This window comes from Paenarthrobacter sp. PAE-2 (genome assembly GCF_026013155.1).
Classification (GTDB): domain Bacteria; phylum Actinomycetota; class Actinomycetes; order Actinomycetales; family Micrococcaceae; genus Arthrobacter; species Arthrobacter ureafaciens.
This window is the reverse complement of the sequence record NZ_JAPDNV010000027.1, coordinates 32,142-50,232: the sequence shown is the minus strand read 5'-3', so window position 1 is coordinate 50,232 and position 18,091 is coordinate 32,142. Positions and strand designations below refer to the sequence as shown.

Sequence of the window (18,091 nt, the reverse complement as noted above, 5' to 3'; positions counted from 1 at the left end):
ACCCCAAATGAGATGATCAGAACCTTCCTGTTGCGATAACCGCTAGAAACCGCCCCCTGAAAACGCGCACTATTGCTACCCAGTTGGGGGCCGGGGAGCCTGTTCAAGGGCAGGCCGCAGCGCAACAATAAGGTATGGCTGGCGAAGAATTCAGCGGACGCATTCCATTGGTTGTAGGGGTGCTGCCGGATCAGCACGTGGAGGTCCTGCAGACGGCCCGCGCACTGGCCGAGCAGCTCGGCGTGCCCCTGGTCTGCGCATATGTGGACGAGGCGAGTTACCTCGTGGAGTGGGATCCGTCACGGGAGACCCACAGGATGTCGCTGCACCCGGAGAAGGACGACGAGGACGTGGCCGCCATCCGGAACGACCTCGGCAAGGAAATCGCAGAAGCCATGGAGGGCGGCTCGGCAGACTGGACCTTGCGGCTTCTGGCAGGTGACCCGGCCCGGGCCTTGGGCAGGCTGGCCGAGGACATCAAGGCCTCAATGATCATCGTCGGCACTCCCGAGCCCGGGCTGGGGCACCGGATTTCTGAGGCATTGAACGGTTCGGTGGCCGCGTGGTTGAGCCATCATCAGCGCCGACCGGTGTTGATTGTGCCGCAGAAAAAGCGGCCGGATCACGCGCCGGGAAAATAAAGCGAAAGTACTAATTCCAAGTGGTGGCAATGCCGTCACACCCAACGTAGAGTTGTTACTGCAGGTCAGCGGGAGCGCCTGCCACAAAGCTGCTCCGGAGTGCGTATCCCCCAATAACGCACTCCGGAGCTTTTGTTTAACCACTTGAACCAGCGTGGCGTCGGCGGGATCGCGTGCCGTCACAACCGACATTGAAGCCAAAACGGCCCCGACACGCCGTTTTAGGGGCGGGTCGGGGCCGTTTCGCAGCCAAAGCAGGTGGTGGCGGCACGGGTCCGCGGGAAGTACGACGGCGGCACCCACCGCAGGCGCGGCGGCTCACCAAGCGCGGCGGCTCACCAGGCGCGGCGCCCACCTCAGCGCGGCGGCTTACCTCACGAACGTGTACAGCAGGGCCGCCATGCCGAAGCCCACAACGGACAGAACGGTTTCCAGGACGGTCCAGGTCTTCAGGGTGTCCTTCACTGACATATTGAAGTACTTGGAGATGATCCAGAACCCGCCGTCGTTGACGTGGCTGGCGATGATGGAGCCCGATGAGATGGCCACAACAATCAGGGCGAGCTGCGGCTGGCTGTACCCGGAGGCGAGGCTCGGCGCGAGGATGCCGCCGGTGGTCACGATCGCCACCGTGGCCGAACCCTGTGCGATGCGCATGCCGGCGCTGATCACGAACGCCGAAAGGATAATGGGCAGGCCCGCCTGGGACAGTGTGTCCGCAACAGCCTTGCCAACGCCGGTCGCCGAGAGGACTGCCCCGAAGAACGCGCCGGCACCGACCACCAGCAGGATCATGCCCACGGGCCGCAGTGAGGACCCGGTGATCTCGCTCAATTCAGCGGCGGTCATGCCGCGGCGGATGCCCAGGAGCCACATGGCCAGAAGCACGGCGACGGTCAGCGCAATGGCCGGGTTGCCGAAGAACTGGAGGGTGTCGCGGAAGGCGCCGGCCGGGGCGAAGATGTTGCCGAAGGTGCCGCCGAGGATGAGGATCATGGGCAGGCCGATGGCCAGGAGAACCAGGCCAATGGAGGGTTCGTGTCCGCGGGCGGTGTCCGCCTCCTCGATGATGCGGTCCTCGGGAACGTGGACCATCACACGCTTCCCGATCCACGTGCCCCACAAGATACCGGAGGCGAACCAGGCGGGAATGCCGCAGATGAGGCCCATGAGGATGATCCAGCCGAGGTCCACGTGGAACAAACCGGCCGCAGCAACGGGTCCGGGGTGCGGGGGAAGGAAGGCGTGGGTCACGGAGAGGCCGGCCAACAGCGGCAGGGCATACAGCGCGAGGGACTTGCCGCCGCGGATCGCCGCAACGTACACCAGCGGCGCGAGCACGAAGATGCCGATATCGAAGAACACGGGGATGCCCAGCACAAAGCCGGTGATACCCATGGCGAGCGGCGTTCCCTTCTCACCGAAAATCTTCACCAGCCGGCCAAGGAGCACCTCGGCACCGCCGGACCGTTCGAGGATCGCGCCAAGGACGGTACCCAGGCCGATGATCACCGTGATGTGCCCGAGGATGCCGGCGAAGCCCTTCTCTATGAGGGCGTCGCTGCTCTTGGTGGCCGATCCCACCAGGGCCTCCACCGAGATGCCGCCCACCAGGGCCACCAGCACGCCGGTTCCCACCAAAGCGATGAACGGTTCGAGTTTGACCTTGATGATCAGGAACAGCAGGAGCGCAATGCCGGCGCCTGCCAGGAGGAGCAGGCCGGCGGTATCGTGCCGCAGCCAGTCGAGGAATTCATTCATGGACGTGTCTTTCCGGGTAGTCCTACTTGAGGGTGCCTGTGAAGGCGGCGGCACGGGCCGCGATGTCTGCCCAGTCGCCGGCAGCAACTGCCGCGGGCGGTACCACGCTGGTGCCGCAGCAGACTGCGGCAGCACCGGCGTCGAGGTAGCTCTTGGCGTTGGAGGCGTCGATGCCCCCGGAGGGCAGCAGCCGGATCCCCGGGAAGGGTCCTTGCAGGTCCTTCAGGTAGGCAGGTCCGAGCTGGCGGGCAGGGAAAATCTTGACGGCGGCCGATCCCAAATCGAGAGCCTGGGCTACCTCGGTGGGGGTCATGGCGCCGAGGCTGAACGGAACGCCGGCGGCGGTTGCGACCGCGGCTACCTCGGGCCGAAGCCCGGGCGTCACCAGGAACTTCGCACCGGCGTCGATCGCAGCGCGGGCTTGGTCACCGGTCATGACCGTGCCGATCCCGACGGCGGCACCATGGTCCGCTGCCGTTTCCGCCGCGCGTTGGACGTGCTTGAGCACATCAGGCGTGGTGAAGGTCAGTTCGACGCTGCGGATGCCGCCGTCGGCCAGCGCCCGGCACAGCTCGGCAGCGTCCGTGATGGACGGCGCGCGGACCACCGCCAGGGTGCGGTCGGTCTCGAGCTGATGGATGAATTCTTCGGGGGTCATTGCATTCCTTCTCGGTTGATCCCGCGTTCCCGGGTGAGGCCGTCACTGTGCCGACGGAGGGCGCGGCCGGCACGTGCGCCGGTGGGCCGGCCGCCGTCGATCGCAGCTGTTCCGTTGACGAACACGTAGTGGATGCCGCTGGCGGCTTGGCGGGGATTGTCGAAAGTGGCTTCGTCGCGGATGGTTTCCGGATCGAAAAGCACGACGTCGGCGGCGAACCCTTCGCGGACCAGTCCCCTGTTGCGGAGCTTCAGTCGTGCGGCAGGCCGGCCCGTCAGATGATGGACCACGTCCTCGAGGCTCAGCAGTCCGAGGTCGCGGGAGTAGTGGCCGAGGTAGCGCGGGAATGTGCCCCACGCCCGCGGGTGGGGCTTGGCGCCGACCAACAACCCGTCACTGCCGCCGGTGTGCGTGCGGTGGTTCATGATGGTTTGGACATTTTCTTCGTGGCCCACGTGCTGCAGGATTCCGGTGCCCAGACGGTCATCGGTGAGGATGCGGGCGAACACATCGAACGCTTCCTCGCCTGTTTCCGCGGCGATGTCCTTGATGGTCCGGCCCACGTAGCCCGCGAGCGCAGGGTTTTGGACGCCGCTGATTTCCAAGGTGTCCCATTCGGCTACAACCCCGTGGCAGCCGTCCGAGCCATAGATCTCCACGGTTTCGCGGATGCGTGCCCGGGTGGCGGGGTCGGACAGGCGTGCCAGGGTTGCTTCCGTTCCTCCCGCGGATGCCCAACCGGGAAGGATCGCGCTCAGCGTGGTGGCGCCGGGAAGGTAGGGATAGGTGTCCAGGGTGATGTCCGCACCGTCATCGAGCGCGGAGTCGATCAGGGCCAGGAGTTCTCCGGCACGGCCCTTGTTCTCGGCAAAGTTCATGGTGGCGTGGGACAGATGCAGGGCGCATCCGCTGTCCCGGCTCAGGTCGATCATCTCGGCATAGGCGCCCAGGGCATTCTTGCCGTAGGAGCGGTGGTGCGGGGCGTAGAACCCTCCCAGTCCACCGACAACCCGGCACAGTCCGGCCAGCTCTTCCGTTGTTGCGTACATGCCCGGGGTGTAGGTGAGACCGGAGGACATCCCCACGGCGCCTTCCTCCATCGCGGCGCGGACAACGTCTTGCATCCGCTGCTGTTGTTCCGGGGTGGGATCACCTTCGTCGAAGCCCATCACCATGGCCCGGACCGTTCCTTGCGGTACGAGGTAGGCGGCGTTGGTGGCGATCCTCCCGCCGGAATCTTCAGCGTCCAGGCGGTCCAGGTACTCGCCGACGCTGCGCCAGTTCCAGTCGAAGTCCTCGGGGTTGCCGTTCCAGCCGGCGATCTTCTCGCGGACACCCGCCAGTGTTGCATCGTCCACGGGTGCGTAGGAGAGTCCGTCCTGGCCCAGCAGTTCAGTGGTGACGCCTTGGCTGAGTTTGGCGTAGTGGTCCCGGTTGACCAGCAGCTGGAGGTCGGAGTGGGCGTGCATGTCAATGAAACCGGGACTCAGGACCAGGCCGTGCGCATCGATGACGCGATCCGCTCCGGCAGCGGTGAGGCTGCCGGCGTCGGCCACCTCCGCGATCACGGAACCGTCCAGCAGGACGTCCGCTGCACGGCGCTCCGCTCCGCTTCCGTCCACCACCGTGGCGTTGCTGATGAGGGTCTTCATGGGATTCCTAGAAGAAGGTATGGATAAGGTCGACGACGGTCAGGTCGGCCGAGCTGCCAGCGTCGGTGCTGCTGCCGGTATCTGCCAGGACCGGGATGACGGACCACTTGTCGAAGGCGGTGCAAGGGTGCGAGAGGCCCAGGCGTACGACGTCTCCGGGTGTAACCGTGACGTTGGAGGGGAAGGTCATGAAGCAGTGCTGATCGTTGATCGCCGTGATCTTGGCACCTTCCAGCGGTTCCATCGCTCCCCCGAGGGCTGGTCCAATGAGTTGGGGTTCGGGGAAACCTTCGTCGAACGGCAGGTCACGCTTGCCGGCGTCCAGGATGGCCAGGCCGGGTTCGGGCTGTGAAACGACCCGCGCCCAGCCGTGCATGCCGGCGCGGAAGGGTTGACCACCTTCGCGGGAGAACGGCGAGATAACCCGGTAGAAGCCGTCGTCATGGATGATGTAGGCGCCGCTGCGGATCATGAGGTCCACCTTTAAGGAATTGGGCACAGTTGGGTTGGTCTCTGCCGTGGTACCCATGCACGGCGAAAGTACGGAGACAACATCGTCGAAGTATGCGCTGCCGCCCGCCGTGATGATCACCGAGTCCGAACCGTAGAGTCCCGCCCCCAGAATTTCCTCGTGAAGCAGCCGCATGTTGGCGAGATAGCCACGGACCGCTGCCAGTCCGGCGTCGTCCGCTGTGTGGGCAAGGGCGCCTTCATACCCGCTGACGCCTACCAACCGCAGGTGCTGCGCGTCATTGACCGCCAGCGCAACGTCCATGGCGGCTTCCACGCTGCGCGCACCGGTCCGGCCGCCGTACCCGCCGAGTTCCACCATGACGTCAAGGACCCCCTCGGTGTCCGCGAGGGTGCGTTCGATCAATGCGACGGTGGCCACCGAATCCACCCAGGACAGGATGGTGGCATCCGCTGCCGCTACCCACTTGATGGCCTGCGGGTCGGTGAGGCTGTTCGCGAGCAGGAGGTTACGGACGCCGAACTCCGCCGCGACCCGGAGCTGCGCATAGTTGGCCAGCGTGATTCCCCACGCTCCGCGATTGAGCTGCTCGGCCCACAGCTGCGGGGACATGGTGGTTTTCCCGTGCGGGGCCAAAAGGACCCCGTGGTCGGTGCACCACGCGGCGAGGCGGTCCGCGTTGACCTTCAGCGCCCGGGCGTCCAGCGTCAGAAGGGGCGTTTGAAGGTCGGCGAGGGTGTGTTTCGCGGCCAGGAACTCCGCGTGGGACGTCCCGTTGGCGTTTGCGGGGACTGCCTTGTGCCGCCAGTCGAGCCGGCGGTCGGCCAGGCCCGCAACGGCGGGTGCCGAGATGGCTTGGGAGGTGTTCACGCTTTCATTCCCTTCGCGATGCTGCGCTTTTGATGCTGCGCTTTTGGAGCTGCGTTGTGGGGTTATGGGAGAGATATTTGCTTGCGTTGCGTATTTTGCAACGCTGGTTGCAAACCTGCTGGTGATATGTCTAACATGGTGGCGGATCGAGAGTCAAGGCCACGGCACGCCCCCCGGAGCCTCTCAATCCGCCGCGGATCGCTTCGGCTGCGGCCCCACGCACCGCGAAATAACGCACCGATCGGATACGGGAGTTACATGCTGTCTGCTGTATGTCTTGGCGAAACCATGGCCATGCTGACCCCTGCCCAAGGTGTTCCGCTGTACTTGGCCTCCGTACTTCACTGCGGTATCGGCGGCGCAGAGTCGAACGTTGCCATGGGACTGGCCGCCATGGGACTGGAGACCCACTGGGTCAGCCGCGTCGGCAAAGACGGCTTCGGCACGCGCATCCTCAATGAGTTGAAGGACCACGGCGTTGGCGTCTCCGGCGTTGAAGTGGACTCCGTTCGGCCCACCGGCGTATACGTGAAGGTTCCCGCCCAGGATTCAAACCCCGACGCCGGAAGCTCGGTTCTGTACTATCGGCAGGGTTCGGCCGCCTCGGCCATGGGACGGGAAACACTCACCAACCCGGCCGTCGCTTCACTCGTGGACAAAGCCGGGCTCATTCACCTCAGCGGGATAACCGCTGCGCTCTCTCCCGACTGCCTGGACATGCTCGAGGTACTGCTGACAGGACCACGGGACGGGCGGACCATCAGTTTTGACGTGAACTGGCGGGCATCCCTATGGGATGGACAGGACCGCGGAGTCCTGCAGCGGCTGGCGAACCTTGCCGACGTCGTGCTTGTCGGGAAAGACGAGGCCGAGCACGCGTTCGGGACCACCGACGAAACCGAACTGCGCAGGCTCCTGCCGGATCCCGAAGTCCTTGTCATCAAGAACGAGGCCATCAGCGCCATATCGCTCAACAGGAACGGCACCCGGGTGGAGGTTCCCGCACTGTCCGTTGCCGTCGTCGAGCCTGTTGGTGCCGGCGACTCCTTTGCCGCCGGTTACCTCAGCGGCCTCCTGTTCGGCCTGGACCAGAAGGCCAGTCTGCGCCGCGGCCACGTTGCCGCCGCCTGCACGCTGACCGTCCATGGCGACCGCGGTCCGTTGCCGCCTGCCGGTCAGCTGGCCGCCATCCTCGATTCTTCGGACAGCGATTGGGCTGCTATCCATGTTGAAGGCGGACATTTCAACACCAGGACCGGAGCGTGACACTTTGAGCCAGAGCCTTCTGCGGGCGATCGACCTGCTCGGCGAACTCGCCGCGAAACCAGCTACCTTGGACGAACTTTCGTCGAAAGCTTCCGTGCACAAAACCACGGTGATGCGGTTGCTGCACGCCCTCGAGGAAAAACGCATGGTGGTCCGCGACGACGACCAACGCTTCATGCTGGGTTCCAAGCTGTTCGAGCTGTCCTCGCTTGCACTGGAACAACGGGACATCCGCAAGGTTGCCCACCCGCACCTGGCGGAATTGAACGGCCTCACCGGTCACACCGTGCACCTCGCGGCATTCGAAGGGAACGAGGTGGTGTACATCGACAAATTCGAATCCCACCACCCCGTCCGCATGTACTCACGCATCGGCCTCACTGCATCGCTGCACTCGGCCGCTGTGTCCAAAGTCCTCCTCGCAGACATGCCCCGCAGCCGGCAAGAAAAGATCGCCGCGGGGTTGGACTACGTAAAAGTCACCGAAAACACCCTGACCTCCCCCGAGGCCCTGCTGGCCGAACTGGAGCAGGTCAGGGAACAGGGCTGGGCACACGACAATGCCGAGCACGAAGCCTTCGTGCACTGCATCGCGGCCCCCATCCGCGACGCCAGCGGATCCGTTGTTGCCGCAGCCTCTTGTTCAGTACCGGTAGTGATGCTCAGCTATGAAGGCTTGCTCGAGCTGCTGCCCGACCTCAAAGCCAGCACCGAGGCCATCTCCAAGGACCTCGGCTGGATCAGCCACGAAAGGAACTCAGCATGAGTGAAAAGACAGTAGTACTGACCGAGAACGCCCCCGCGCCTGCCCACGTTTTCTCCCAGGGCATCAAGAAGGGCGGCATGTTCCAGGTTTCCGGCCAGGGGCCCATGGACCCGGTCACCAACCAGTACATCGGCGACGGCGACGTCCGCGTCCAGACCCGCCGCACCCTGGAAAACGTCAAGGCCATCCTCGAGGCCGGCGGCTCCTCCGTTGAGGACGTCCTGATGTTCCGTGTGTACCTCACCACCCGGGACGATTTCGCCGCCATGAACGAGGTCTACGGCGAATTCATCCGCGAGAACGTCCCCAGCGGCCTGCTCCCCAGCCGCACCACGGTGTTCGTCGACCTGCCGCACGAGGTCATGCTGGTGGAAATCGACGCCCTGGCAGTCACGGCCTAACCCCCTCGACCGATCCCTCTCCCATATCCCCACCCGTTTGACCGATCGCTCTCTCACATCCCCACCCGTTTGACCGATCGCTCTCCCATATCCCCACCCGTTTGACCGATCCCTCTCTCACATCCCAACGGGAAACGCCCGACGACGGCACGTGGGTACCGCCGTCGGGGGCTTGGAGAGCGGGCCTTACGGCGGCGTGCCGTCGCGACCTACTTTGCCGGGGGCGTGCGGCCAACACGCCGTCCGGTGCCTCGATTCCCCCGCGCCCGGACGTCAAAGTGGGTCGTGGCCGCACGGGCCCGCGCCTACAGGGACGGGGTGTGAGAGAGCAACGCCGAAAAAGGGTCGGGATGTGAGAGCAACGCCGAAGAAGGGACGGGGTGTGAGAGAGCAACGCCGGGCGGGTCAGGGGGTTAGCCGCTTCGGGGCCAGGGTCGGCGGGACCGCGGGAACTCTCTGCCGCTTCGCATAGACCCGGGCGCGCTGGCTGGACAGGGCCAGGAGCACCAGGATGTCGGTGGCAAGGCCCGGAAGCCCGGCTTCGAGCGTGATGCTGGTGCTGCCCGTGGAAGCATCGATGGCCTGCACCAGGATCGATAGTGAACTCAGGCCCATCGCGATCACCCGGGCCGCATTGCTGCCCAGGAAAATCCGCCAGGCCAGGAAAACCTCCCCCAGCCCGAAGACCAACACAACAATCCCCAGGAACGTGAGCACCGCCGTCGTGGTTTCCGGATCGGCCGCACCGTCATCAAGGGTGACATCCGAGAAATCGCCTGAAGACGTCAACAACGTGACGGCGAGCGCGAGCGCCGCAACCGCCCTGACCACCACAAGGGCAACGCCCACAATGGTTGGTGCCGGACGGCGGTCGCGGCTGTCCGTGTTCTTCGGTCCGTCGGCTTCCGCGACGGGAACGCCACGGGCGTCGACGACGGGAAGGTCGCCGTCCGTAGAAATGGAATCGCCGCCACCATTGCGCGAGTGGTACCCCGTGGAGAAGTCCTTGATCACGTGGACGCGGACGGCGGGTTCGGCTTCGGAGACTGTCCGGACGATGTGGTCACGCTCGACGTCGGTATTCTGCTCAATCTTGTGGGTGATCTGAAGCGTGAACAGGGAGAAACCGACGCTGCGGTCGTACGTTCCGGCGGCAAGCCAATCCACTGTGTGGCCGCCGGGGAGCATCCACCCGTCGGGGCAGCGCCAAAAGCGGACGTGATGCCGTTTGCCGGGATTATTGTCCACCTCCTGCTGGTAGGCGAAGTCCTGTTGCCGGTCGAAGAGGTAGAGGGGACTAACCGGTGCCTGGGTGTAGCTCTGGCGAAGGATGGTTGAACTGATGATGCGGCGGCTGCTGGCAAAGGTGACATCGTCCGCGATGGTCCAGCCCGCGCGGTGCATGATGGCATGGATCTGGCGTTCGGCACCGAGGAGGGCAACGTTCACGGGGTCCCCGAGGAGTCCGTCACTGGTCCGGGCCCGGCCGATGAAGTAGCCCGGAACGTAGATCGTGGTCAGGATCCGGTGGAGTCGGGGAAGTAACAGGTATGCCAAAAAGGCCCAGAAGAGGAGCCAGGACCACAATTGTCCCCAGCCAAGCTGGAAGCTCTCCCCCGCCAGCAGGAAGGCCAACCACACCGCCGATGCCCCCGCCAGGACAAAGAACGCGTGGTCTATCCAGCTGTCACCAGGCTGTTGCTCCATTGACTTGTACATCGGCCCCCTCCGAAATATCACACATCCGGTTCGTGCTCATGTCACGCCCCTTAAGCTTGGTCCGCGATGCCTTATCTGTACACAATCAGCCAGTATTCGGCTCGGGTTCGACAAACGTTGAGGTGCTCCGACTAGCATGAATACTCCCGGGCTGCCCGGGTACGTGTCCTCTTGAGCAAGCCCTCGGAAGGCCGGCGCCAAGTGCGTGGGCCGCGTAAAGGAGAAGACTGTGCAGGAGCCGAAAGTCAGCGACGATGTGTCCGGCATGAAGGATGTTGCCGGAGATTCCGCAGAGCTGAATGAGTCATCGAACGGCACAAGCGGGGAAGAGACGGTAGAAGAAACCGAAGTCCCGGAAGTCTCCTTCGACGAGCAGTTCTACCCTGCGCGGCCCAAAGCGCTGAGGCCCGTAGCCCGCCGTCGCCAGTTTTTCGCCGCGCGCCCCTCCCTTGAGTTCGACGGGCTGAACAAGACATACGTTGATTGGCTTCGCAACCAGTCGATGCTGGGAGATGCCAACACCATGGCGCGGCAGTTGTCCGGCCAGGCGAGCATGTGGCAGAACGCCTATGCCCGGCCGAACCCGCGGGCTGCCGTGGAGAAGGCCCCGGTCTGGTTCACGGCCTATCCTCTTTCCTTCATCACCAAGGAAAAGCAGTCCTTCCTCGCCGCCTTGGGGGACCCCGAACTGTGGGAGGCATTCCGCGAGATCGGCATTCGGGGCCTGCACACCGGACCCGTGAAACTGGCCGGCGGCATCAGTGGTTGGTCCCAGACGCCCAGCGTTGACGGGCACTTCGACCGCATCAGCATGGCAATCGATCCCGCCTTCGGGACGGAAGAGGAATTCCGCCGGATGTGCGAGGTGGCAGCGGACCACGATGGCACTGTCATTGACGACATCGTTCCGGGCCACACCGGAAAGGGCGCCGATTTCCGGCTCGCCGAGATGAACTTCCGGGACTACCCCGGCATCTACCACATGGTGGATATTCCCGAAGAGGACTGGCACCTGCTGCCCGATGTTCCTGAGGGCAAGGACTCCGTCAACATCAGCCCCGAGGCTGAACAGGCGCTGCAGAAAGCCGGCTACATCATTGGCCGCCTGCAGCGTGTGATCTTCTACGAACCGGGCGTCAAGGAGACCAACTGGAGCGCCACGCGTCCGGTGGCAGACACCACGGGCAAGGTCAGGCGCTGGGTGTACCTGCACTACTTCAAAGCCGGACAGCCCTCGATCAACTGGCTGGACCCGACGTTCGCGGGAATGCGTTTGGTTGTGGGGGACGCCCTTCACTCGCTGCTTGACCTCGGCACGGGCGCGCTCCGCCTTGATGCCAACGGGTTCCTGGGCGTGGAAAAGAGTGCCGAAGAGCAACCGGGCTGGTCTGAGGGCCATCCGTTGTCCGAAGCCGCCAACCAACTCATCGGTTCCATGATCCGCAAGGTGGGCGGGTTCTCGTTCCAGGAACTCAACCTCACCATCGACGACATCAAGGCCCAGTCCGAGGCCGGCGCCGATCTGTCCTACGACTTCATCACGCGCCCGGCCTACCATTACTCCCTGGTCACGGCCGACACCGAGTTCCTCCGCCTCACCCTGCGGCTGGCCATGGAGATCGGGGTTGACCAGGCTTCACTGGTCCATGCCCTCCAGAACCACGATGAACTGACGTACGAGCTTCTGCACTTCGCTGCCGGCCACCGTGAGGACGTGTTCGAACTCGGCGGCGAGGAACTGACCGGCGCAGAGGTGGCGGAGAAGGTTCAGCAGACCCTCCGCGATCGCCTCACCGGTGAGAGTGGCCCGTACAACGCGCTCTTCACCACCAACGGCATCGCATGCACCACGGCGAGCTTCATCATGGCAACCCTCGGTATCCCGGACCCAGAGGCCATGACTCCGGAGCAGGAGGCACAGGTCCGGGACGTCCACGTGCTCATGTCCATGTACAACGCGCTGCAGCCGGGCGTCTTTGCCCTGTCCGGGTGGGACCTGACGGGCATCATTGCCCTGCCGCGCGACGTCGTAGGTGAACTGACCGCGCAGGGCGACACCCGTTGGATCAACCGCGGCGCCCACGACCTCATGGGCACCCGCCCGGATGCGGCCAAGTCCGCGGCAGGGATGCCCCGCGCCCGAAGCCTCTATGGTTCGTTGCCGGAGCAGCTCAAGGACCCCAACTCCTACGCGCGCCGCCTCCAGGAGATCCTGCGGGTGCGCGAGAGCTCCGGCATTGCCACGAGCGTGCTCCTGGATGTGCCGGAGGTCTCCAACCGTGCCCTCCTGGTGCTGGTCAACCAACTCGGCGACGGCAGTCTCGAGGTCACGGTCCTGAACTTCTCCGACCAGGAGATCGCGGGCAGCATCCAGTCCCCGCACCTGGTCCCTGGTTCAGTGGTCCATGACCTCTTCAGCAGTGAGGACGTCGGCCATGTGGACGACCTCCACAGCTTCTTCCTGGAGCTCGGCCCGTACCAAGGCACCGCGCTGGTACTGCGGGAACCGGAACCTGCCGACGAGGAGTCAGCAGAGTAAAGGCACGACGGCGGTGGGGCGGCGGCGGTTTCCAGGCGCCGCCGTCGCGGTTTCGTGCGGCCACCCTGGAAGGCGCACCTCTGGGAGTCAGCGGGTGGAGTCCCAGCTCTGAACAAGGAAAGCCGAACCACGGGGGGCGCACTGCCCCTCATCTACCTCGGCGGAACCGCCTCCGAAGACGAAATCGTCGCCAATGGTCAAGGTCGCGCCGTCGGGGAAGACCACTCCAGAGTCGATGATCCTGGTCCCCGAAGGGAAAATGAGGCTGCCCTCGCTGCCGTCGGGATAGGTGCTCACAAAACACCCGGCGGCGTTAATGCCGAGCTTTCCCGGATTGGCAGCGTCCATATGGAAGTCTGCTTCCGGGTCCTTGGCGACCGCGGCTTTATTGCCATTGCCGCCCGTGACGATGTGGTTGTCGAAAGTCGGCATGCGGCCCATGATCTCCGGCAACGGAGATCCGGTCTCCTCGGTTGCGACAGTCTGGGTGGCCGCGGGAGCCGGCTGCTCCGCTGCCGCCACAAACACTCCGGAAACAGCAACGCCGGCAATCACGGCCGCCGTCGCCGCCACCAGGCCAACTCCCGCCACCAGTCGGAACCGCCGAGAGGACGACTGCTTGTGGAAATCTTCAACGGAACCACCCACAGTGAGTTGGTCCGCGTCAGAGAGGATGACTGCGAGGCTCCTCTCCCGGCTCTTGGCCAACTCCCCCTCCGTCACCGCCAAGGCCGGGTCGGCCGCGACCAGTCGTTCCAGGTCCTGCTTGGTACTCATTATGTGGATTCCTCTGCAGCGTGGTCGGTCAAAAGCATCCGGCTGAGTTCTTTGCGGGCCCGGTGCAGTCGCATCCGGACGGCCGTGGAAGTCAGCCGAAGCAGTTTGGAGATTTCGGTAGAGCTGAAGCCATCCCAGTAGGTCAGGAGAAGAACCTCGCGTTCCTCTGGCTTGAGCATGTCCAAGGCCTCACGGACGCCCTGATCGTGGGTGTCCGGCATGTGTGTCCGCTGCATCTCAAGCAGCTTCGTGAGGTTGTGGGAGCGAAGGTTTGCCCTGTAGTGGTTGCGGAGGACGTTCCGGGCTATGCCGAACACCACCGGCACGGATAATTCCTGGTCACGACTGCATTTCTCCCACGCGATCCTGAACACCTCCGCGGAGAGATCCTCCGCGGTGGACGCTTCCTCCGTCCGGCGCCGAAAGTACCGGTAGACCTGGTCGTGGCAGGCAACGTGGGCCGCCAGGAACTGCTTTTCCCTGGTCGGCTCCACACGACCCCCTTGATCCGTCTCAACGCTCATAGCCGGTTAATGTCCGGCAGTCAGAAGAATGTAACCAGTTTTGCTGAAGGGCACGACGGTCCTGTGTGCCGTCACCACCTACTTTGAGTTGCGCACCCCGCCCACTTGCCCGCTTTCACGGCGAGTCTGTCCAAGTTTCAGCCAAAGTGGGTCGTGGCGGTACATCTTGCGGCAGTCGCCTACGCACGGGGCACGACGGCGGAACGCGTCTAGGTGCCGACGCCAAGTTTGGCTACACTTTCGGGCAGGATGTGTCAGTACCGGCCGCCTGTCCGACTGACGAAACAAGAAGGACGTTCCATGCCTGAGCCCGAACTTCCGTGGCCGTTGCTGCGCGCTGTGGCTGCACTGGCCGATGCGCCCTTAGCGGAGATTGCCGAGCGGCTGCGGGATGCCCTTCTTCCAACGTTCGGCTGCAGCGCCTTAGTGATCTTTACCGAAGATTGCACCGGCCGGCCGCAGAAGAAGGCGGGCGCCGAGGAGATCACTTCCCGCGTGTCCATTGCAGAACTAGACGTTCTCCGTGGTGCGCTGCCCGACGAGGCACCCTGGCTGGGGGAAGCCGATATCGCAGGGCAAGCCCGGCAGGTACTCGCCCTACGGCATGGCCCCAGCAATGCCCTTCTTGTGTTGACGGATCCCAAGCCTGCAGAACCGGACCCCGGGTTTGGACTGTTGGAGTACCTGTGGGACCTCACGGCCAAGCGCATACGCGAAAAAGTCGCGGATGCACCGCCGTCGTACTTGCTTGAATCACGGGCGGCCTCGGCCGAGCGGGTGCGGGTCACGGCGGAACTGACGGACCTCCACTCGACCACTTTGGAGACCTTGCTCGCGGCCTTGCGGTCGAACGCTTTGGACGACGCCACCGCCCGAACGACTGCCACGAACCTCGCAGCGAAGGCCTTGGTGGCGCTCCGTTCATACAGCGACCGCACCACGGATCTGGTGGAAGAGCCGGTCGTCAGGGCTTTCGAACGCTTGCGCGAGGACCTGCGCCCGTTGACCAGTTTCAGCGGAATCGAAGTCCAATTCATCGAACCGCCGCTCAATGGCAGGGCACTGCCGGGCGAGGTCGCGCATGCGGCCCGGGCCATTGTCCGCGGGCTGGTGCTGGCGATGATGGAACAACCGGAGGTACGCCGCGTCCGCACGCAATGGGATTGTGACGGTGAGAACCTGCTGATCAACGTACGCGACGACGGCGGTGGCGCACTGACCACTGACGACCCCGGCATTGCGAGGCTGGACCGCCGGGTCCAGGCCCTCACGGGTCAGATGCGGATGGATGTCATGTCCGGCTGGGGCGCGGACGTCTTCGTTTCGCTCCCACTGGACTTGCCGACGCGGCCGCCCGGAGACGTTGCCGCGTGGAACCTTGCCGCGCGCGAACTGGAGGTGCTCCAACTGCTGGCAGCAGGGCACCGCAACCGCACCATCGCGTCGTCCATGGGGATCAGCGAGAATACGGTGAAGTTCCATGTACGGAACCTTTTCAAGAAGCTCGACGTCGGTTCGCGCACCGAGGCGATCGCACTGGCCCACAGCCGGGGCATGCGGTAAGGCTAACCGACCCTCACCAAAGCGTCATCCCACCTGTCCACCCCGCTGAGGAGGACATCCTCGGCGCTGGCCTGGACGTTGGTGAACGCCTCGAAGCTGCGCACCGTGTCCCCGAAGACTTCGTCGGGGTCGAGCCGGCGGAGTTCTTCTGCGAGGCAGTCCTTGAGGCTTCGGCGGGGGAGGGCGATGCGTTGTGCGGGCTGGCCTGGCTGGACGAGCTCGACGATCGAACCCCGTTCCCGGGTCAGGCTGATGGTCCCGGATGGCGTGGCAAGGTGGACCCCGACGAGGCCCGTTCCTGCCTGGCCGGCAACGATCGCCACGGGAACCTGGAGGGCGCGTCCTAACCAGCTTCCGAGCAGCAGGGTGCTTGGGGAATCGCCGTCGCCTTCCACCGTCACTGCGGTGACCTCAACGTCGTCGGACTGCTCCAAAGCCGCAGCGAGTTGGATGCGCCAGTTTGTCAGTCGGGTCCAGGCGAGGTCGGTGTCGCCGGCCTTGTAAGTTCGGCGGATGTTCTCCAGTGCCCGGGCGGGGTCCGGTTCATTCGCGGAGTCGGTGATCCGGCGGTGCGCGATCGCTCCGATGGAGGTCTCACACGCGGATTCGGGTGCCCCGTTCGGCCACCAGGCCACGATCGGGGCGTCCGGAAGCAGCAGCGCAGCCACCAGGGACTCGCTTTCGTGGGCCATCTGCCCGTACCCGCGCAACACGATCACTTCCGACGCGCCCGCGTCGCCACCGACCCGGATCTGCGCGTCCAACCGGTCCGGTTCCTGCGCTCCGGCGTCGGCCAGCACGATGATCCGGCAGGGGTGTTCCCGGGAAGCTTCGTTCGCGGCCTCGATCGCTTCTTCTTCCTGCCCGGACTTGGTCACCACCACCAGCGTCAACACCCGGCCCAGCGCAATCACCCCGCCCTGCTCACGCAACGAAGTGATCTTCTTGGAAATCTTCGAGGTAGTTGTATCGGGAAGATCTACGATCATGGCCTTCTCCAGGTTCGTCCGATATGCGAAAGGTGGCGCCCCGCAGTCCAGCTGCGGGGCGCCACCTTGGTGCGGAAGGAATCAGGCGATGGCTGCGCGGAGCTGCTTTGCGGCGAGTGCAGGATCCTCGGCGGAGTAGATGGCGCCACCGGCGACGGCGACGTCGGCTCCCGCCTTCTGCACGTCGGCGATGGTCTCCAGCTTCACGCCTCCGGCGACGGAGAACGGAACGCGGGCTTCGGAGCCGGCGCGCAGCAGGCCGTTGAGGTCGAAGCCGGGCTTGGCCTGCTCGTCCAGGCCGGCGTGCATTTCAACGAACTTCGCGCCGAGGGCACGGACTTCCTGTGCACGGGTGACCTTGTCCTCGATGCCAATGAGGTCAACCACAACGCCCTTGTTGTGGGCCTTGGCGGCCTTCACGGCACCGGCGATGGTGGAGTCGTCCGCTGCGCCAAGGACGGTGACCAGGTCGGCTCCTGCCTTGAAGGCGATGTCGGCTTCAAGTTCGCCGGCGTCCATGGTCTTGAGGTCGGCGAACACGATCTTGTCCGGGTGGGCGTTCTTGACGGCGGTGATTACCGGCAGGCCTTCGGCCTTGATCAGCGGCGTGCCGAGTTCAATGATGTCTACGTACTCGGCTACCTGGCCGGCCAGTTCGAGGGCGGCTTCGGTGGTCAGGAGGTCGATGGCAACTTGGAGCTTCATGGGAAGGGACTACTTTCTGTTGTGGTTCTGCTGGAGGGAAATCGGGGTGGCTCTACTCAAGGTTCGCGTGACGCAACCACAGCTCTTCGGCGGGTTGCGCGTCGTTGTCCCAGAGGGATTGGAAGATGGTTTCGGTAGCCAGGAAGAGTGCCTGCTCGAACAATGAGCCGGAGTACTGGCGGGTGACGGCGGATCCGTGGTCGGTCTTCTGGGCGGCCGGGATGATCACCACGGAATCGGCCAGACCCGCCAACGGGGAGTCGGCATTGGTGGTGAACGCTGCGATCCGGGCACCGGCCCGTGCAGCAGTCTCCGCGGCCTTTACGACGCCGGAGGTCGTTCCGGAGCCGGACGCCACCAGGAGGAGATCGCCGGAAGCGATGGCCGGGGTAGTGGTGTCTCCGGCAACGTGGACGGTGAGGCCGAGATGCATCAGCCGCATGGCGGCCATTCTGAGGACCAGCCCGCTGCGACCGGCTCCTGCCACGAAGATTCGCCCGGGGTGTGCCAGGTGGCTGGCTACGCGGGCCAGTTGAAGTTCGTCGATCTTGGCCGCGGTCCCCGTCATCTCGTCAGTGATGAGGGAGAGGTTCCGCACGATATCGGACGAAGTCGTTGATGCAGCGGTCGTGGTGGCGCTTGCTGGCGGGTTCACGAGTTTTCCCTTCGATTCGGTCCCGGCTCCGGGATCTTGCGGAATGCTTGCCTGCTGACAACCATGTTTCCGAATCCAAAGGGGTAGGGTAACGCTATTTTTTGACGGTTCTGCCCATCCTTAAGGATGGGTT

16 protein-coding genes are annotated in these 18,091 nt (G+C 64.4%); 6 read left to right on the top strand and 10 right to left on the bottom strand.

Annotated features, from left to right (window positions below; translation table 11 throughout):
• Window positions 1–134 precede the first annotated feature (134 nt).
• On the top strand, window positions 135–641 hold the full coding sequence (locus OCL88_RS15465) for a universal stress protein (RefSeq protein WP_166186191.1): 507 nt from the start codon (window positions 135–137) through the stop codon (window positions 639–641).
• A gap of 369 nt (window positions 642–1,010) precedes the next feature.
• Here the strand turns inward: OCL88_RS15465 and OCL88_RS15460 are convergent, their stop codons facing one another.
• The 4 genes from OCL88_RS15460 to OCL88_RS15445 are packed head-to-tail and all read right to left on the bottom strand — an operon-like array spanning window position 1,011 to window position 6,054.
• Window positions 1,011–2,402, bottom strand: coding sequence for a GntP family permease (locus OCL88_RS15460; RefSeq protein ID WP_264963061.1), 1,392 nt, complete (start codon window positions 2,400–2,402; stop codon window positions 1,011–1,013).
• 22 nt (window positions 2,403–2,424) lie between these two features.
• Complete coding sequence (locus OCL88_RS15455; protein ID WP_166186193.1) at window positions 2,425–3,060, bottom strand: bifunctional 4-hydroxy-2-oxoglutarate aldolase/2-dehydro-3-deoxy-phosphogluconate aldolase; 636 nt, start codon at window positions 3,058–3,060, stop codon at window positions 2,425–2,427.
• A complete protein-coding gene (locus OCL88_RS15450; protein WP_264963060.1) occupies window positions 3,057–4,712 on the bottom strand; it encodes an N-acyl-D-amino-acid deacylase family protein in 1,656 nt (551 codons plus the stop codon). The genes OCL88_RS15455 and OCL88_RS15450 overlap by 4 nt, the downstream gene beginning before the upstream one ends.
• A 7-nt stretch (window positions 4,713–4,719) precedes the next feature.
• Entirely contained in the window at window positions 4,720–6,054 is a 1,335-nt protein-coding gene (locus OCL88_RS15445; RefSeq protein ID WP_264963059.1) for an alanine racemase, read from the bottom strand.
• Between the two features lie 258 nt (window positions 6,055–6,312).
• On the opposite strand from OCL88_RS15445, the gene OCL88_RS15440 reads away from it, so the two are divergent.
• From OCL88_RS15440 to OCL88_RS15430, 3 genes are read left to right on the top strand one after another with little or no spacing between them, the layout of a single operon-like run.
• Window positions 6,313–7,320, top strand: a complete 1,008-nt coding sequence (locus OCL88_RS15440; RefSeq protein WP_264963058.1) for a sugar kinase — start codon at window positions 6,313–6,315, stop codon at window positions 7,318–7,320.
• Window positions 7,280–8,086, top strand: coding sequence for an IclR family transcriptional regulator (locus OCL88_RS15435; RefSeq protein ID WP_319951662.1), 807 nt, complete (start codon window positions 7,280–7,282; stop codon window positions 8,084–8,086). Before OCL88_RS15440 ends, OCL88_RS15435 begins: the two co-directional genes overlap by 41 nt.
• Entirely contained in the window at window positions 8,083–8,487 is a 405-nt protein-coding gene (locus tag OCL88_RS15430) for a RidA family protein (protein WP_264963056.1), read from the top strand. The genes OCL88_RS15435 and OCL88_RS15430 overlap by 4 nt, the downstream gene beginning before the upstream one ends.
• 405 nt (window positions 8,488–8,892) lie before the next feature.
• Here the strand turns inward: OCL88_RS15430 and OCL88_RS15425 are convergent, their stop codons facing one another.
• On the bottom strand, window positions 8,893–10,206 hold the full coding sequence (locus OCL88_RS15425; protein WP_264963055.1) for an LssY C-terminal domain-containing protein: 1,314 nt from the start codon (window positions 10,204–10,206) through the stop codon (window positions 8,893–8,895).
• Between the two features lie 265 nt (window positions 10,207–10,471).
• Here OCL88_RS15425 and treS point away from each other — a divergent pair, with 265 nt between their 5' ends.
• Entirely contained in the window at window positions 10,472–12,745 is a 2,274-nt protein-coding gene (treS, locus tag OCL88_RS15420; protein WP_410868312.1) for a maltose alpha-D-glucosyltransferase, read from the top strand.
• 87 nt (window positions 12,746–12,832) lie between these two features.
• Here treS and OCL88_RS15415 read toward each other — a convergent pair whose 3' ends face one another.
• The gene (locus tag OCL88_RS15415) at window positions 12,833–13,522 is read right to left on the bottom strand and encodes a hypothetical protein (RefSeq protein WP_166186200.1); all 690 of its coding nucleotides are present in this window, start codon (window positions 13,520–13,522) and stop codon (window positions 12,833–12,835) included.
• The gene (locus tag OCL88_RS15410) at window positions 13,522–14,046 is read right to left on the bottom strand and encodes an RNA polymerase sigma factor (protein ID WP_264963053.1); all 525 of its coding nucleotides are present in this window, start codon (window positions 14,044–14,046) and stop codon (window positions 13,522–13,524) included. The genes OCL88_RS15415 and OCL88_RS15410 overlap by 1 nt, the downstream gene beginning before the upstream one ends.
• Before the next feature lie 300 nt (window positions 14,047–14,346).
• On the opposite strand from OCL88_RS15410, the gene OCL88_RS15405 reads away from it, so the two are divergent.
• The gene (locus OCL88_RS15405; protein ID WP_166186202.1) at window positions 14,347–15,609 is read left to right on the top strand and encodes a helix-turn-helix transcriptional regulator; all 1,263 of its coding nucleotides are present in this window, start codon (window positions 14,347–14,349) and stop codon (window positions 15,607–15,609) included.
• Window positions 15,610–15,611: 2 nt separating this feature from the next.
• On the opposite strand, the gene OCL88_RS15400 is transcribed toward OCL88_RS15405, so the two are convergent.
• From OCL88_RS15400 to hxlB, 3 genes are all read right to left on the bottom strand, one after another.
• Entirely contained in the window at window positions 15,612–16,598 is a 987-nt protein-coding gene (locus OCL88_RS15400) for a glucose-6-phosphate dehydrogenase assembly protein OpcA (protein WP_264963052.1), read from the bottom strand.
• An 81-nt stretch (window positions 16,599–16,679) separates the two neighbouring features.
• A complete protein-coding gene (hxlA, locus tag OCL88_RS15395) occupies window positions 16,680–17,303 on the bottom strand; it encodes a 3-hexulose-6-phosphate synthase (RefSeq protein ID WP_021473286.1) in 624 nt (207 codons plus the stop codon).
• Between the two features lie 52 nt (window positions 17,304–17,355).
• A complete protein-coding gene (gene hxlB / locus OCL88_RS15390) occupies window positions 17,356–17,958 on the bottom strand; it encodes a 6-phospho-3-hexuloisomerase (protein ID WP_166186204.1) in 603 nt (200 codons plus the stop codon).
• Between the last annotated feature and the right edge of the window lie 133 nt (window positions 17,959–18,091).

What these genes read in the sequence shown, in the direction of transcription:
- OCL88_RS15430 (WP_264963056.1), top strand. Translation starts at nt 8,083, where the DNA reads ATGAGTGAAAAGACAGTAGTACTGACCGAGAACGCCCCCGCGCCTGCC.
- treS (WP_410868312.1), top strand. Translation starts at nt 10,472, where the DNA reads ATGAAGGATGTTGCCGGAGATTCCGCAGAGCTGAATGAGTCATCGAAC.
- OCL88_RS15440 (WP_264963058.1), top strand. Translation starts at nt 6,313, where the DNA reads ATGCTGTCTGCTGTATGTCTTGGCGAAACCATGGCCATGCTGACCCCT.
- OCL88_RS15400 (WP_264963052.1), bottom strand. Translation starts at nt 16,598, where the DNA reads ATGATCGTAGATCTTCCCGATACAACTACCTCGAAGATTTCCAAGAAG.
- OCL88_RS15465 (WP_166186191.1), top strand. Translation starts at nt 135, where the DNA reads ATGGCTGGCGAAGAATTCAGCGGACGCATTCCATTGGTTGTAGGGGTG.
- OCL88_RS15455 (WP_166186193.1), bottom strand. Translation starts at nt 3,060, where the DNA reads ATGACCCCCGAAGAATTCATCCATCAGCTCGAGACCGACCGCACCCTG.
- OCL88_RS15415 (WP_166186200.1), bottom strand. Translation starts at nt 13,522, where the DNA reads ATGAGTACCAAGCAGGACCTGGAACGACTGGTCGCGGCCGACCCGGCC.
- OCL88_RS15460 (WP_264963061.1), bottom strand. Translation starts at nt 2,402, where the DNA reads ATGAATGAATTCCTCGACTGGCTGCGGCACGATACCGCCGGCCTGCTC.
- OCL88_RS15410 (WP_264963053.1), bottom strand. Translation starts at nt 14,046, where the DNA reads ATGAGCGTTGAGACGGATCAAGGGGGTCGTGTGGAGCCGACCAGGGAA.
- OCL88_RS15435 (WP_319951662.1), top strand. Translation starts at nt 7,280, where the DNA reads ATGTTGAAGGCGGACATTTCAACACCAGGACCGGAGCGTGACACTTTG.
- OCL88_RS15425 (WP_264963055.1), bottom strand. Translation starts at nt 10,206, where the DNA reads ATGTACAAGTCAATGGAGCAACAGCCTGGTGACAGCTGGATAGACCAC.
- hxlA (WP_021473286.1), bottom strand. Translation starts at nt 17,303, where the DNA reads ATGAAGCTCCAAGTTGCCATCGACCTCCTGACCACCGAAGCCGCCCTC.
- OCL88_RS15450 (WP_264963060.1), bottom strand. Translation starts at nt 4,712, where the DNA reads ATGAAGACCCTCATCAGCAACGCCACGGTGGTGGACGGAAGCGGAGCG.
- OCL88_RS15405 (WP_166186202.1), top strand. Translation starts at nt 14,347, where the DNA reads ATGCCTGAGCCCGAACTTCCGTGGCCGTTGCTGCGCGCTGTGGCTGCA.